The sequence below is a fragment of the Kitasatospora sp. NPDC101235 genome (assembly GCF_044767505.1).
Classification (GTDB): domain Bacteria; phylum Actinomycetota; class Actinomycetes; order Streptomycetales; family Streptomycetaceae; genus Kitasatospora.
Window position 1 is genome coordinate 76,628 of the sequence record NZ_JBIWNZ010000028.1, and the last position, 14,118, is coordinate 90,745.

12 protein-coding genes are annotated in these 14,118 nt (G+C 74.4%); 8 read left to right on the forward strand and 4 right to left on the reverse strand.

Features of this window, described 5'->3' with window-relative positions:
- Window positions 1–7 precede the first annotated feature (7 nt).
- On the reverse strand, window positions 8–1,444 hold the full coding sequence (locus ACIRRH_RS34335; RefSeq protein ID WP_403075276.1) for a condensation domain-containing protein: 1,437 nt from the start codon (window positions 1,442–1,444) through the stop codon (window positions 8–10).
- Window positions 1,445–1,827: 383 nt separating this feature from the next.
- Here ACIRRH_RS34335 and ACIRRH_RS34340 point away from each other — a divergent pair, with 383 nt between their 5' ends.
- From ACIRRH_RS34340 to ACIRRH_RS34350, 3 genes are all read left to right on the forward strand, one after another.
- Window positions 1,828–2,628: a maleylpyruvate isomerase family mycothiol-dependent enzyme gene (locus ACIRRH_RS34340; RefSeq protein ID WP_403075278.1), complete on the forward strand. Its 801-nt coding sequence runs from the start codon at window positions 1,828–1,830 to the stop codon at window positions 2,626–2,628.
- A gap of 353 nt (window positions 2,629–2,981) precedes the next feature.
- Complete coding sequence (locus ACIRRH_RS34345) at window positions 2,982–3,104, forward strand: hypothetical protein (RefSeq protein ID WP_403075280.1); 123 nt, start codon at window positions 2,982–2,984, stop codon at window positions 3,102–3,104.
- Between the two features lie 196 nt (window positions 3,105–3,300).
- Window positions 3,301–4,629: an MFS transporter gene (locus ACIRRH_RS34350; RefSeq protein ID WP_403075282.1), complete on the forward strand. Its 1,329-nt coding sequence runs from the start codon at window positions 3,301–3,303 to the stop codon at window positions 4,627–4,629.
- On the opposite strand, the gene ACIRRH_RS34355 is transcribed toward ACIRRH_RS34350, so the two are convergent.
- A complete protein-coding gene (locus ACIRRH_RS34355) occupies window positions 4,610–6,508 on the reverse strand; it encodes an FtsX-like permease family protein (RefSeq protein WP_403075285.1) in 1,899 nt (632 codons plus the stop codon). The genes ACIRRH_RS34350 and ACIRRH_RS34355 overlap by 20 nt on opposite strands.
- Window positions 6,509–6,755: 247 nt before the next feature.
- Between ACIRRH_RS34355 and ACIRRH_RS34360 the strand changes: the two genes are divergently transcribed.
- Both ACIRRH_RS34360 and ACIRRH_RS34365 read left to right on the forward strand, forming a co-directional pair.
- Window positions 6,756–8,081: a sensor domain-containing protein gene (locus ACIRRH_RS34360; protein WP_403075288.1), complete on the forward strand. Its 1,326-nt coding sequence runs from the start codon at window positions 6,756–6,758 to the stop codon at window positions 8,079–8,081.
- Between the two features lie 5 nt (window positions 8,082–8,086).
- Window positions 8,087–8,749, forward strand: coding sequence for a response regulator (locus ACIRRH_RS34365; RefSeq protein WP_403075348.1), 663 nt, complete (start codon window positions 8,087–8,089; stop codon window positions 8,747–8,749).
- Between the two features lie 61 nt (window positions 8,750–8,810).
- On the opposite strand, the gene ACIRRH_RS34370 is transcribed toward ACIRRH_RS34365, so the two are convergent.
- Window positions 8,811–10,109, reverse strand: coding sequence for a cytochrome P450 (locus tag ACIRRH_RS34370; protein WP_403075290.1), 1,299 nt, complete (start codon window positions 10,107–10,109; stop codon window positions 8,811–8,813).
- A 17-nt stretch (window positions 10,110–10,126) separates the two neighbouring features.
- Complete coding sequence (locus ACIRRH_RS34375; RefSeq protein WP_403075293.1) at window positions 10,127–11,482, reverse strand: glutamine synthetase family protein; 1,356 nt, start codon at window positions 11,480–11,482, stop codon at window positions 10,127–10,129.
- A gap of 416 nt (window positions 11,483–11,898) precedes the next feature.
- Here ACIRRH_RS34375 and ACIRRH_RS34380 point away from each other — a divergent pair, with 416 nt between their 5' ends.
- The 3 genes from ACIRRH_RS34380 to ACIRRH_RS34390 are packed head-to-tail and all read left to right on the forward strand — an operon-like array spanning window position 11,899 to window position 14,116.
- The gene (locus tag ACIRRH_RS34380) at window positions 11,899–12,087 is read left to right on the forward strand and encodes a ferredoxin (protein WP_403075296.1); all 189 of its coding nucleotides are present in this window, start codon (window positions 11,899–11,901) and stop codon (window positions 12,085–12,087) included.
- A gap of 3 nt (window positions 12,088–12,090) precedes the next feature.
- Window positions 12,091–13,299: an NAD(P)/FAD-dependent oxidoreductase gene (locus ACIRRH_RS34385; protein ID WP_403075298.1), complete on the forward strand. Its 1,209-nt coding sequence runs from the start codon at window positions 12,091–12,093 to the stop codon at window positions 13,297–13,299.
- A 10-nt stretch (window positions 13,300–13,309) separates the two neighbouring features.
- Entirely contained in the window at window positions 13,310–14,116 is an 807-nt protein-coding gene (locus ACIRRH_RS34390) for an acetoacetate decarboxylase family protein (protein WP_403075300.1), read from the forward strand.
- Window positions 14,117–14,118 lie beyond the last annotated feature (2 nt).

Sequence of the window (14,118 nt, forward strand, 5' to 3'; positions counted from 1 at the left end):
GTCAGGTTCAAGCGTGCTCGGCGGTCCCGGGCCCGGTTCTGGCGGCGGTCGCGGCGTCCGTCCTCGTGTCGGCCTTCGCGTCGGTGGTCGAGTCGGTGGTCGTTCCCGTGTCGGTGTCCGTTTCGGCCTCGGTGAGGATCAACTCCTCGATGCCGTAGAGGAACCGGCCCATCGCGGGGCGCGGAAGCACGGCCGGGTCCGCCGTCATGGCCAGGCTCAGCGCCTCGGCGGACCGCAGGACGTCCAGGGCGTAGGTCAGGCCGGGGCGCGGCTCGAACTCCACCGGCCAGCTGAGGGTGGTCCGGTCGGCGCCAGGGTCGGCCGTGGCCGGGAGCAGCTCCCGGGTGTCGTTGAACACACAGGAGCGGTCGGCGAGTCGGACCCCCTCGGCGGTCAGCCGGACGATCTCGGCGGCCAGGGCGGCCTTGTCGTAGTACGCGTGGCGGTAGGTGCCGATCGCCGCGGCGTGGGTGCGGCGCACGACCTCGCCGAACTCGGCCGTGGCATCCGGGAGATGGAACAACCCGTCGCCCGCGACCACGCTCACCGCGGTGGCCGGTCCGGGCAGGAAGCGATTGTTGACCACGACGTTCAGCACGGCCTCGGTCGAGCCGGCGAGCCGGGCGGTCATCGTGGCCGTCGCGGCGAGCAGCACCGATCCCGTGCTGACCCGGCGCCTGGCCGCCACCCGTTCGACGGCCCGGGGCAGGGCGGGGGAGCGCAGCACCGCGTTCGGGAACCGGGCGGCGGGCTGCCCGGCGGCCGGTGGGAAGAGCCGGGGCGGGCCCAGCCGGAGCTTGCGCACGAACTGCTTGCGGGCCCCCTCGTCGCGCCGCAGACCCCGTTCGGAGGCCTGGAACTCCGCTTCCTCCAGGGGCTGTTGGGCTGGCACGCGCAGCTCGGCCAGCTCCTCGGGGGAGCTGCCGAGGCACAGTGCGGACAGGTCGGCGACCAGTCGGCTCATCCCGGAGCCGTCCACCGCGGTGTGCGAGAGCACCAGGCTGATGTGCCGGACCAGACCGCCCGCCGTCACGGCGCCGATCCGGACCGGCCACTGGGCAGCGGTGTCGAAGGCCTGCGCGGCCAGCTCCTCGTGCTGCCGGGCGCCGAGCTCGGCCGGGTCCTCGTGCTCCCCCGCGGGCTGGAGGTGGATGCCCAAGGTGCCTTCGCCGTCGACGACTTGGCGGAGGCCGCCGTTGCCGTCCGGCAGCAGCCGGGTGTGCAGCGAGTCGTGCAGGTGCAGCAGCTGCCCCACTGCGGTGAGCAGGACGGGCAGTGGCAGCCCCGGGTCCAGCGGCGCCGCGGTGGCGATGTTGTAGCGCGGCGCGTCGGCCGGCGGAAGCTGTCGTACGGCGTCCCAGATGGCCCGTTGGCCCCAGGTGGCCGGTCCGGACCCGGCCCGTCCGGACGAGAAGGCGATCTCCAGCAGTTGGTGAGTGGTCACCGATCGGCTCTCCGTAGTGCGGTGGTCGTCGTGTCGTGCCGGTGCGTTGGGAGCGCGGGTGCTGCTGGGGAGAGTGTGGCGCACCGCCCGCCGTGCGTCGAGGGCTGTGCCGCCGTCCCGGCCGCGGGTCGCGGGGAATTCGGGAATGAGTGTTCTACTGGTCGTTCCCCAACGGCGTACCGTCCGGGGGCATGGGACGTCCGAGGAACTTCGACGAGACCGAGGTGGTCCGCCGGGCCGCCGACCTGTTCGCCGCGCGGGCCTACGACGGCAGCGCAGCTTGTCACCCGAGCGGTGGGAGGCGAGGACGTCCGCAATGGCCAACCGGCGGCGACTGTGAAAATCGCTGTCCGATCACCGGAGCACGGTGGTAGACATCCGGCGTGGAAAAGAATCTTGAGTTCCCTGACCTGCTGCGACTGATCGACGAACGGTCGACCGCCTTCCGCGCCGCGGTCGCCGCCGCGCCCAGTCTCGACGCGCAGGTGCCGACCTGCCCCGGGTGGACGCTGTTCGATCTGGTGAAGCACCTGGGTGGGGGAGACCGTTTCTGGGCCGCCATCGTCGGCGCGGGGCCCGCCGACGCTCCCCCGGCCGAGGCCGCCGCCGCGCGCGCCGCGCTGGAAGTGTCGGGGGAACGTGAGGCCCTGCTGGCCTGGCTGGCCGCGTCGACGCAGCTTCTGCTGAGCGCCCTGCGCGAGGCGGGACCGGACAGCGGTTGCTGGACGTGGTGGCCTGCGTCGCAGTCACCGCAGACCGCCGGCGGTACCGCCCGGCACCGGGTCCAGGAGAGCGCGGTGCACACGTACGACGCCCAGCTCGCCGGGGGCGCCCCACAGCCGCTGCCGGTCGAGGTGGCACTCGACGGTGTGGAGGAGTTCCTGTTCACCGTCTGCGCGACGCCCAGTGCCTGGCCGCACAAGCCCACGGCCTTCGACTTCCACGCCACCGAGGGCCGCTCCTGGCGCCTGACGGTCGACGGCGACGGCGCACGCATCACCCGCATCCCCGCGCCCACCGCCGCGACCGGCGAGGACGCGGACGCGGCCGGCGCCGCCGTCCACGGCACGGCCAGCGAGTTGGTCCTCTACCTGTACGACCGCATCCAGGCCGAATCCCTGCGCGTTGACGGGGACGCGGGGCTGCTCGACCTGCTCCGCGCCTGGGAGCCGGAGGAGAAGTAGGACGTAGCGGGGGCGGTAGGACACGACTTTTCGCCAGGTTCGTCAGTCGCGGCACCGGGCTCAAACCCGCGAGGCGGCCTCTCGCACCGGCCCGCGCCGAACACGGTGTCGCTGAAGATGACCGCGGTGCCCCTGCTGATCAGCAGGCCCCGGCGCTGGCGGCGGCGCCAGGCCCGCTTGCGGCAGACCGGCCCGCAGAACGTCTGCCGGGCGGGCGCGTCCTTCGGCAGTGCCGTCCGGCACCACGGGCAGCGCCGAACCCTTCGGGTCACGCCACCAGCGTCCCGCCGTCCGAGGCGGTCGGGCAAGGGGCGGTGCCGTTGCCTCCGGCCCGCCGAACCCGTTGCCCAGGCGTGGATCTTCGAGGGGGGCCGGTCCGCCGGCTGAGGCTGGGCGCGTTGACCGAGGTGTTCACGCCGGAGCTGGTGGACGCGGCGACGGTGGCGCTGATCGAGTCCGCCGTTCCGCCGAGGTGAGCCGGGCGGGGACTCCCGCTCGTCGTCGCACCGGTAGCGCCCGGCCCTTCGTGGGGCCGGGCGCTACCGGCGTTTCGGGGGTTCCGTGAGTCTCTTGACATGAAGTATCTTGATGTCGAGATTGATTGCGATCATGCGACTCGACCGACTCACACCACTCATGCGACGGGGGCCTGCCATGCGGGGGAACGGACTGATGGCGCAGCTGCGGCGGCCGCCGGGCGGGCGGGACGCGCGGATCATGCTGCTGGCACAGTGCGTCGACCGGACCGGCACCGGGGTGTGGGCGGCGGCCTCTGTGCTCTACTTCACCTACGTGTGTGGGATGGACGCGCGCCGGCTGGGGCTGCTGCTCGGGGTGGGGGCGGTGGCGGGGATCGCCGGGTCCCCGCTGGCCGGGCGGGCGGCCGAGCGGGTGCCGGTGCGGTGGCTGCTGATCGGCTGCCACCTGCTGCGGCTGGGCGCGATGGTGCTGCTGCTGATGGTCGACGACTTCGCCGCGCTGCTGCCCGTGGTGGCCCTGATCTGCCTGGCCGAGCGGGCCGCCAAGACACTGGAGATGCTGTTCGCGACCCGGGTGGCGGGCGAGCGGCGGGCGACCTACCAGGCGCTGTTCCGCAGTGTGGCCAACGCCGGGTACGCGCTCGGTGCGGGCGTTGCGGCGATCGGGCTCGCGGTGGGGACCACGGCCGCCTACCGGGCGCTGATCCTCGCCAACGGGCTGTCCTACGTGCTCGCCGCCGTGCTGGTCTGGCGCACCCGGGAGCCGTCCGGGCGCGGCCTGGTCGCGGCGAAGGCCGGGGAGGAGCCCGCCGCGCCGCCATCCGCCGTGCCGAGTCCCTGGCGGGACCGCGGCTACCTGCGGTTCGTCCTGCTGGACATGCCGCTGAACCTGGACGACTCGATCCTCAACGTCGGGCTGCCGCTCTGGCTGGTCCACCACACCGGCGCGCCGCACGCGGTCGTCCCGGTCTTCCTGGTGCTCAACACGGTGCTCGTGGTGCTGCTGCAACTGCGGGTCTCGGCCCGGGCGGAGGGGGCGCTCGGGGCGGCCGCAGCGGTGCGCTGGTACGGGGTGACGGTGCTGGGCGGCTGCCTGCTGATCGCGCTCGCCACCGGCGCCGGGCCGGTCGTGGCCTCGGTCGCACTGCTGGCCGCGGCCATGCTGGTCACCCTGGCGGAGCTGCTGCGCTCGGTGAGCTCCTGGGAACTGGCGGTCGTGCTGGCCCCGCCGGGCGCCCGGGCCTCGTACCTGGGGGTCGCCGGGATGTCCCAGTCGGTGCAGAAGTCGGTGGGCCCACTGCTGCTCACGGGGGTCGTGATGGCGGCCGGCCCGCTCGGCTGGCTGGGGCTCGGAGCGGCGACGGTCGGCCTCGGTGCGCTCCAGCGCCGGGCCAGCCTGCGGCGGCTGGAGGCGCTGGCCGGGGCGGCCGGTGGCGCGGGGGCCGAGCCGGTGCGAACGGTCGAGGCCTCGGCGGGTCGAACCGGCCGGAGAGCCGGCCCGCTCAGCGGGCGGCGGCCGTGACCGGGCGGTGGCGGAGCACCCAGGCGGCGGCCGGGGCGGCGCACAGGGCCGCCAGGACCAGCGCCCCGGCCGCCACCAGCCCGACCGGGCGCCATGGCAGCGCCCACGGCCCGGGCGCGCCGATGACGCCCAGCGCGGCGTGCATGGCGCCGAGTTGAACGGCGGACACGGCGCAGCCGAGCACCACGCCGACCGCCGTCACCAGCACCGCCTCGGCCGTCACCAGACGGACCACCTGGCCCCGGGTGGCGCCGGCCAGCCGGAGCAGGGCGAGTTCGCGGCGGCGGTCCCCGGTGGTGGTGAGCAGCGTGTTGGCGAGCGCGATCGCGGTGTAGACGAGTGCCAGGGCGAGCACCAGGACGGTCCGGAGCCAGGCGATCCGGCCGGTCGAGGGGGAGGCGGCGGCGAGCCAGCCGGCCCGGTCGAGCACCGTCGCGCCGTACGGGCGGAGGGCGGCGCGGGCGCGGTCGAGGGCGGCCGTGCCGTCGGTGCCCGGGGCGAGCCGGACCTCGATCCGGTCCACCCGGGCGCCCGGGGCGTTGGCGGCGGTGACGTACAGCCCGTTGTCGCCGAGGCCGTCGCGCAGCACGGCGACGGTCCGCAGGACGGTTCGGCTGCCGTCGGCCCGGACCACCGGGACGGGCTCGCCGACCGTGCGGTGCCACTCGGCGGGCAGGACCAGGGAGTTGTCGTCGAGGTCGGCCGGGGAGCCGGCGAGCAGGGGGAGCCGGGCGAGGGCGGCCAGGCCGGCCGGGTCGGCGGCGCGGGCCTCGGACCGGACGGTGACGCCGTCCGGCTCGACGAGGGCCAGCGGCGTGGGCGCGGTCGCCGAGACGGCGGTCACGCCGGGGACGGTCCGCAGGGCGGTGACCAGCGGCTCCGCCGGTCCGGCGGGGCGGACGACCAGGTCGGCGGCGGTCCGGGCGCGGGCCTCGGCGGTCCGGGCGGCGCTCACCGTGTCCAGCGCGCCGGCCAGGGAGCCGGTCAGCGCCACCGCCACCAGCACCGGCGCGGCCACCGCGCCCGTGCGGCGCAGCGCGGCGGCGGCGCCGGCGGGCACCAGCCGGCCCGCGTACCCGGTGAGCCGGGCGGGCAGCAGCAGGCCGAGCACCCGGACCAGCGGCGGCGCGAGGAGCGGGGAGAGCAGGCCGGCCGCGCAGATCAGCCGCATCGGCTGGGTGGTGTAGGTCTTGCGGTGCAGCAGGTCGGCGGGGCCCGTGACGAGCGCGGCGCCGGCCAGCGCGATGGCGGTGAGGAACAGGCCGAGCCCCAGCAGCAGCCGGCCGCGGGTCAGCACCCCGGTGTCGAGGTCGGCCGCGCGCAGGGCGTCCAGCGGGCCGACCCTGCCCGCCCGGCGGGCGGCCACCGCGACCCCGCCCAGGGCGACCAGCAGACCGGTCCAGAACGCGGCGTGCAGCGGCCAGGCCGAGTCGCTCGGTGCGAAGCCGGGCGGGGCCATGCCGACCCCGGACAGCCACCGGACGAGCGCGGGCGCCCCGAGCCGGCCGAGCAGACAGCCGGCGGCGGAGGCGGCCGCGCCGAGCAGCAGCGCCTCGGCGAGCACCGTGCGCCGGACCTGCGCCCGGGTCGCCCCGGCCAGCCTGAGCAGGCCGAACTCGCGGCGGCGCCGGACGACGGCGTAGGAGTACGTGGAGGCCACGACGAACGCCGACACGAACGCGCTCACCCCGCCGGCGGTGCCGAGCGCGGCGACCAGCGAGACCAACTCCCCTCCGCCGGGCGGCGCGTCGAGCGCGGCGGCCAGGCCGAGCAGCATCACGGCGGTCATCGCGACGCCGAGCGCGAGGGCGAGGAAGGCGCCGAGCAGGGAGGGCCAGCGCGTGGTCAGCGAGGTGAGGGCGATCCGGAGCATTCTCATGACGCCCAGCGAACCGGCCGGGGGCGGGGACGGTCAGCAGACCGGGGCCTACTCCGGTGGGTAGGGGCGGCCCTACCCGTAGGGGAGATCCCCGGTGCGGGCTCCCGGTCCGGGGGCGGGGGCGGGGCAAAGGTAGGCCAGGCCCTACCGCCGGGGCGTCCGCCCGGTGCCTAGGGTGTGCGGACGGGATTCCTCTGACGGGGCATTCCTCTGACGGAGGGCGCATGGCTGTGACGGAGGGGGCGCGGTGAGCGGGGGCGGGAAGGCCGGGACGGCCGGAGCGGACGGACCGGGCGCGAGGAGCCTCTGGGCCCCGCCGGCCCGGGCCGGGTTCCTGCGCTCGGACGCCCCCTGGCGGGCGGCCGGGTACCTGCTGGCCACCGGCCTGAGCGGGCTGCTGCTCTGTTTCGGGCTGCTGCTGTCGGGGCTGGTCGCCGGGGTCCTGGCGGTGGTGCTGGTCGGGCTGCCACTGGCGGCCGCGCTGGCCCTGGCCGGGGTGCCGGTCGCGGCCTGGGAGCGGCGGCTGGTCCGCTTCCTGGACGGCGGACGGGTGCCGGACCCGCACCTCGTCCCCTCGAACCCGGGTCTGGCCGCCTGGTTGCGGCTGCGCTACCGCGAGCAGGCGACCTGGCGGGAGCTGGGCTTCGCGCTGCTGGCCGCCTTCGTGCTCTGGCCGATCGACCTGGCGGTGGCGGGCTGCGCCCTCGCCGTGCCCGGCTACCTGATCGCGGCGCTGCCGCTGCTGCTGCGGGACGGCGAGCAGGTGAACGTGCTCAAGGTGCTCGTGGTGCACTCGCCGCCGCTGGCCGCCCTGCTCGGGTTGGCCGGACTGCTGCTGCTCCCGCTGCTGGCCTACCCGCTGGCCCTCCTGGCCGCCGCCCGGGCGGCGCTGGTCCGGCTGGTGCTGGCGCCCGGCGGGCAGGAGCAGCGGATCGGCGAACTGGTGCGCTCCCGGGCCCGGTTGGTGGATGCCTTCGAGGCGGAGCGGCGCCGGATCGAGCGTGATCTGCACGACGGTGCCCAGCAGCGGCTGGTGGCGCTGACCATGGCGCTCGGGCTGGCCCGGCTGGACGCTCCGGTGCACGGGCCGCTGGCCGCCCGGCTGGCCGAGGCGCACCGGGAGGCAGGCGAAGTCCTGGCCGAACTCCGGGAGTTGATCAACGGCATCCATCCGCAGGTGCTCACCGACCACGGTCTGCCGGAGGCCTGCGCGGACGCCGCCGACCGCTCGCCGGTCCCGGTCGCCACCCGCTTCGAGCTGCCCGGCCGGCTGCCGGCCCCGGTCGAGTCGGCCGGCTACTTCGCCGTCACCGAGGCGCTCGCCAACCTCGCCAAACACAGCGGCGCGAGCAGCGCGACGGTCGAAGGGCGGTACGCGGACGGCCGGTTGACGATCGAGGTGGCGGACGACGGCTGCGGTGGCGCCGACCCGGCGCGCGGCACCGGACTGACCGGACTGGCCGACCGGGTCGCGGTGGTGCACGGCACACTGACCGTCAGCAGTCCGCCCGGCGGACCGACCCTGGTGCGGGTGGAGATCCCCTGCGCCCCGATCGACCGAGGAGCAGCGTGACGACGATGGGACCGACGCCGGACGGCCTGCGGGTGGTGGTGGCCGAGGACGGTGTCCTGCTGCGCGAGGGTCTGGTCGGCCTGCTGGCCCGGTTCGGGCATCAGGTGGTGGCGGCCGTCGGGGACGCCGAGGCGCTGCGGACGGCGGTCGGGGAACACCGGCCGGACCTCGTGGTCACGGACGTCCGGATGCCGCCGGGCCAGAGCGACGAGGGGCTGCGGGCGGCCCTCGCGCTGCGTGAACGCTTCCCCGGACTGCCCGTCCTGGTGCTCAGCCAGTACGTGCAGCACTCGTACGCGGCCCGGCTGCTGGAGGCGGGGGACGGCTCCGGGGTCGGCTACCTGCTGAAGGACCGGATCGGACAGATCGAGGAGTTCGTGGCGGCGCTCGGCGCGGTGGCCGCCGGGGGCACGGTGGTGGACCCGGAGGTGGTGCGGCAACTGCTGCGCCGCCGCCGCAGCCCGCTGGACAGACTCACCCCGCGCGAGCGGGAGGTGCTGGCGCTGATGGCGCAGGGGCGGTCGAACGCGGCGATCTGCCGCGAGCTGGTGGTGTCGGAGGCGGCGGTGAGCAAGCACATCGGCAACATCCTGATGAAGCTGGACCTGCCGCTGGCCGAGGAGACCCACCGGCGGGTGCTGGCGGTGCTGGAGTTCCTCCGGGCCTGAGGGCGCCCGCGGTCGGGTACGGCCCGGGGCGGGGCGCCGGGCCGTACCGGGGGAGTGGGCGTCAGGCGAGGGTGACCTCGACGGGGAGCTTCTTGATGCCGTTCACGAAGTTGGAGCGCACCCGCGGGACGTCTCCGACGAGCCTGATGCCCGCCAGCCGCGGGATGAGCTCCTCGAACATGATGCGGATCTCGGTGCGCGCGAGCAGGTTGCCCAGGCACAGGTGGGGGCTGCCCTTGCCGAAGGTGACGTGGTCGTTGTCCCGGCGGGTCACGTCGAAGTCGTAGGGATTGCCGAAGACCTCCTCGTCACGGTTGCCGGAGGCGAACCACATGACGACCTTGTCGCCCTCCCTGATCCGCTTTCCGCCGAGTTCGACGTCGCGCGTGGCCGTGCGGCGGAAGTGGTAGACGGGAGACGCCCAGCGCAGGAACTCCTCCACTGCGGCGGGGATGAGGGAGGGGTCCTCCTGGAGGCGGGCGAGCTGCTCGGGGTGCTGGAGGAGCGCCAGCATGGAGTGGCTGATGGTGTGGCGGGTGGTCTCGTTGCCGGCGACGACCAGGAGCAGGAAGTAGTTGTCGAAGTCCTGCGGCGAGAGCGGCACCCCGTCGCGTGGGGTCTCGTTGACCAGCTTGGAGATCAGGTCGGTGCCGGCGCCGCCGCGCCGCTGCCGGGCGAGCTCGCGGCCGTACGCGAAGACCTCCAGCGAGGCGGGCGAGCGGAAGGGCAGGTCGCGGTACTTCTCGCTCTCCTCGCTGTGCAGCAGGACGTCGGCGTAGTCGGGGTCGGTGTTGCCGATGATCCGGTTGCCCCAGTCGATGAGCTGCTGGTTGTCCTCCGGGGGCACGTCCAGGAGGCGGGCGAGCACGTTGATCGGGAAGTCGGCGGAGACCTCGCTGACGAAGTCGAAGCGGCCCTTGGCCAGGGCGGCGTCCAGCGTGGTGGCGGTCAGGCCGCGCAGGAAGTCGGCGTAGCTGTTGATGACGTTCGCGCCGAACTGGCGCTGGAGGAGGCTGCGCAGGGCGCGGTGGCGGACTCCGTCCAGCTCCAGGATGGAGGCGCGCTTCTTGATCTGGTCGTCGTCGACCTCCTCCAGGTTCACGAACCTCGCCGAGGTGAAGGTCTCTGCGTCCCGGTCGACGCGGGCGATGTCGGCGTGCCGGGTGACCGCCCAGAAGCCGGAGTTGGGCGCCTCCTCCGGCTGCCAGTGGACCGGGTCCTCGTGGCGGAGGGTGTGGAACATGCGCCACGGTGTGACGCCGTCGGTGAAGTTGTCGAGATCGGCCAGGTTCACCTGGTCGAGGGGCATCGGTTCGTCGATGGCGCCGGAAACGGTCGGCGCGGACGGCACGGTGGTCATGGTTGGTCTCCTCGGTCTTACAGGTGGTACGCGTACTCGGTGAACTCCCAGTCGGTGACGTGCCGTTGGAAGCGGTCGACCTCGTCGCGCTTGTACGAGAGGTAGGCGGCGGTGAAGTCCGGGCCGAGGACGTCGGTCAGGGCCGTGTCCGCTTCCAGCGCGTCGAGGGCTTCGGGCAGGGACATCGGCAGGACCGCGGACTTGGTGCGGTCGTAGCCGTAGCCCTCCAGCGGCGCGGCGGGTTCTTCGCCGGCGATGACGCCCAGGAGCGCCGCCGCGATGGTTCCCGCGATCAGCAGGTAGGGGTTGGCGCTCGCGTCCCCCAGTCGCAGTTCGAAGCGGCTGCCGGAGCCGCGCTCCGGCGGGATGCGGACCATGGCGCTGCGGTTGTCCAGCCCCCAGTCGATCAGCCAGGGGGCGAGGGTGTCGGGGCCGAAGCGCTTGTAGGAGTTGATCGTCGGGTTGGCCAGCGCGGCGAGTGCCGGGGCGTGGGCGAGGACGCCGGCCACCGCGTGGCGCGCGACGGCGCTCAGCCCGTACGGCGCGGCCGGGTCCGCGAAGACGTTGCCGCCCTCGTCGTCCACGCAGGACAGGTGGAGGTGGAAGCCGGATCCGCCGGCGCCTTGGAAGGGCTTGGCCATGAAGGTGGCCAACCGGCCTTCCTTGCGGGCGAGTTCCTTGACCGCGGACTTGAAGCGGAAGGCGCGGTCCGCGGCCTCCATGGCGCCGGAGTGGTTCAGGTTGATCTCGAACTGAGAGCCGTCGAACTCGTGGTTGCCGTTGGTGACGCCGATGCCGAGGTCGCGCAGCAGGCGCAGGCTGCGCAGCAGGTGGTTGTCGCCGTCCGCGCGCAGCCCCGCCGTGTAGACCACGCCCGCGGCCTCGCTGTAGCGGCGCCAGCCCCGGGGGGTCTCGGGGGCCGCGTCGCACAGGAAGTACTCCAACTCCGGCCCCACGACCGGGTGCAGGCCGTACTGTCGGCACCGGTCGACGACCGTGCGCAGCAGGTCGCGCGGGGATTCCGGGGCGGGCCGTCCGGTGGCCGGGTCGGTGACGTCGCCGAGGCAGGTGGCGACTCCGGGTTCCCAGGGCAGGGCGGTCAGGGTGTCGAGGTCGGGGCGCACGCAGATGTCGGGCAGGCCGGCGTCCAGGCCGCCGGAGACGGGGACCACGTCGCCCTGGGGGCTGGTGTGGTAGACGGCGCGGCAGAAGGCGAGCCCGTGGCCGCAGGCCGAGGGCAGGTGGTCCAGCAGGACGTCCCGGGCCCGTTCGGTGCCGATGAGGTCGGGATAGGTCACCCGGACCACGTCGATGCCCTGGGCGGCCAGTCGCTCCATGTGGTGGCGGACGGGCGGGATGTCGGATGCGCTCACCGGTGTCTCCTCTGGGGGAAGTGGGGCGCCTCCCCGTGCTCGCGGCACAGGGGGGCCAGGGCGCGCGGCAGTGGGGGAGTGGGGCGTGGGGAGGGGGCGCGGCGGCTTCGGACTGCGGGGTGGGGCAGGACACCGCTCGCTCGCTGGTGGCAAACGGTAGGGACGCCGGTCCCTCTCCCGCAAGGGGTCTGTCCCAGAAATTTATCCATCCGGATAGCTATTGACCAGGGGCCGGGCTGCTTCCTATGTTATTTGGCATCAAACGTTTTGGCGGTCGATGCCCACCGCCCCCCTAGCGGAGGCCGTCGCCCTTCTGCGGCGTCCACCGTCCCCTCGGCCGTGATCCGGCCCCCGCGGCCCCACGCCCCCTCTCCCTCCCTTTCCCCGACGCTCCCCCACCATCAGGAGGACCGGCCATGAAGGTCGTCGTCGACATGAACAAGTGCCAGGACCACGGCCAGTGCGTCTTCGCCGCCCCCGACGTCTTCCGCTTCGACGACGACGGACGCCTGGCGTACGTCGCGCACCCCGACGAGGCCCTGCGCGGCGACGTCGAGGAGGCCGCCGACGTCTGCCCGCTCCAGGCCATCCGGATCGAGGACTGAGCCGTGACCGCACCCATCGTCGTGGCCGGCGCCTCCATGGCCGGGCTGCGCGCCGCCGAACAGCTGCGCGCCGCGGGCTGGGACGGGCCGATCACCCTCGTCGGGGACGAGCCCCACATGCCCTACAACCGGCCTCCGCTGTCCAAGGAGGTCCTGGCGGGCAAGGCGACCTTCGATTCGCTCGCCTTCCGGCCCCGGGCCAGTGTCGCCGACGTGCGGTGGCGCCTGGGCGCCACGATCGTCCGTGCCGCTCTCGACCGGCAGGTCGTCGAACTCGACGACGGCGAGACCCTGCCCTACCGCGGTCTCGTGGTGGCCACCGGCATGCGCCCCCGGCGACTGCGCTGCCCCGGTCCCGTCGCCGGACGGCACACCGTCCGTACGCTGGCCGACGCCCGGGGGCTGCGCGAGGTGCTGACCCGGCCGGGTGCGCGCGTGGTCGTGGTGGGAGCCGGCTTCATCGGCTGCGAGGTGGCCGCCACCGCCGTGGCCCTCGGCGCCGCCGAGGTCACCGTGGTCGACCCGCTGCCGCTGCCCATGGTCGGCCCGCTGGGCGAACTGCTCGCCGGGGCGCTGCTCGCCCGCCATCGGGACCGGGGCGTCCGCTTCGCCCTCGGCGCCGGGGTGACCGCCTTCCGGGGCGAGGACCGGGTCACCGGGGTGGCCCTGGCCGACGGCCGGGTGCTGGCCGCGGACGTGGTGGTGGAGTCGGTCGGCTCCGTGGCCAACACCGAGTGGCTCGAAGGCAACGGACTGGACCTCTCCGACGGCGTGCTCACGGACGAGCACCTGCGGGCCGGTGGACGTCCGGACGTGATCGCCGTCGGCGACGTCGCCCGCTTCCCCAACGCCCGGTACGACGGTGTCCCGCGCCGCGTCGAGCACTGGTCCATCCCCACCGACACGGCCAAGCACGCCGCCAAGGTGCTCACCGCGCACCTCACCGGCGCCGACCACGCTCTCGCGCCGTTCGCGCCGCTGCCGACCTTCTGGAGCGACCAGCACGACTTCCGGCTCCATTCCTTCGGCGCACCCGCCCTCGGCAAGGACGACGTTCGCGTCCTGGACGGCGGCCTCGACGGGGACGTCCTGGTCGGCTACCACCGGGACGGCCGCCTGGTCGGCGTCGTCGCCCTCGGCGGCCAGCGCGCCGCGGCCGCCGCCGCCCGCTACCGCGCCGAACTGCTCCAGCAACCCGCTCCCACCGCGTAAGGAATCCCAAGTGGCCAGTGTCCGTGGATACTTCCACCCCAAGACGGCGACAGGCGCGTCGTCGCTGATCCCCTCGCCGCCGTGGCGCTACTCCGGCGACCTGCTCACCATCGAGTACCGCACCGACCCCGCCCGGGTGCGCGAGCTGCTGCCCGAGCCGCTGGAACTCGCCGACGAGGACCCGGGCGCCGTCGCGCTGATCTGGGCCGACTGGCAGTCCTGCTCCGCCTCCGGGCGGGAACTGCTCGACCCGGTGCTCGCCCAGTACAAGGAGGCGTTCGCCGTCGTCCGCTGCAAGTACCGGGGACAGACCTACTCGCGCTGCGTCCACATCTGGGTCGACAAGGACTTCGCCATCGCCCGGGGACTGCACCAGGGCTACCCGAAGAAGCTCGGCTCCATCCACCAGACCCGGCCGCACCCGTACGGACCCGCCCCGCGCATCGAGCCCGGTGCCCGGTTCGGCGCGACCCTCGCCGCCGCGGACCGGCGCCTGGCCCAGGCCGTCGTCACCCTGCGCGAGCCGTCCGAGACCAACGGCTTCGTCAACGGCCACCCGATGGCCCACCACCGCTGGCTGCCCTCCATCGAGAAGGGCAAGGGCCTCGCCCTGGACGAGCTGGTCGAGTCCGGTGCCGCCTCCTTCGAGGCCGGACAGCCGTGGGTGGGCGACGCCGAACTGGAGCTGTTCGAGGCGCCCACCGAGGAGCTGGCCCGGCTGGAGGTCCGCGAGCCGATCGCCGCCTACTACCGGCAGGTCGGCGTGGTGTGGGACGGCGGCCGGCTGCTGGCCTCCAACACCACCGTCGCCGAGTGAAC

Coding starts and splice junctions, on each gene's coding strand:
- ACIRRH_RS34350 (WP_403075282.1), top strand. CDS start 3,301: ATGGCGCAGCTGCGGCGGCCGCCGGGCGGGCGGGACGCGCGGATCATG.
- ACIRRH_RS34355 (WP_403075285.1), bottom strand. CDS start 6,508: ATGAGAATGCTCCGGATCGCCCTCACCTCGCTGACCACGCGCTGGCCC.
- ACIRRH_RS34365 (WP_403075348.1), top strand. CDS start 8,087: ATGGGACCGACGCCGGACGGCCTGCGGGTGGTGGTGGCCGAGGACGGT.
- ACIRRH_RS34370 (WP_403075290.1), bottom strand. CDS start 10,109: ATGACCACCGTGCCGTCCGCGCCGACCGTTTCCGGCGCCATCGACGAA.
- ACIRRH_RS34380 (WP_403075296.1), top strand. CDS start 11,899: ATGAAGGTCGTCGTCGACATGAACAAGTGCCAGGACCACGGCCAGTGC.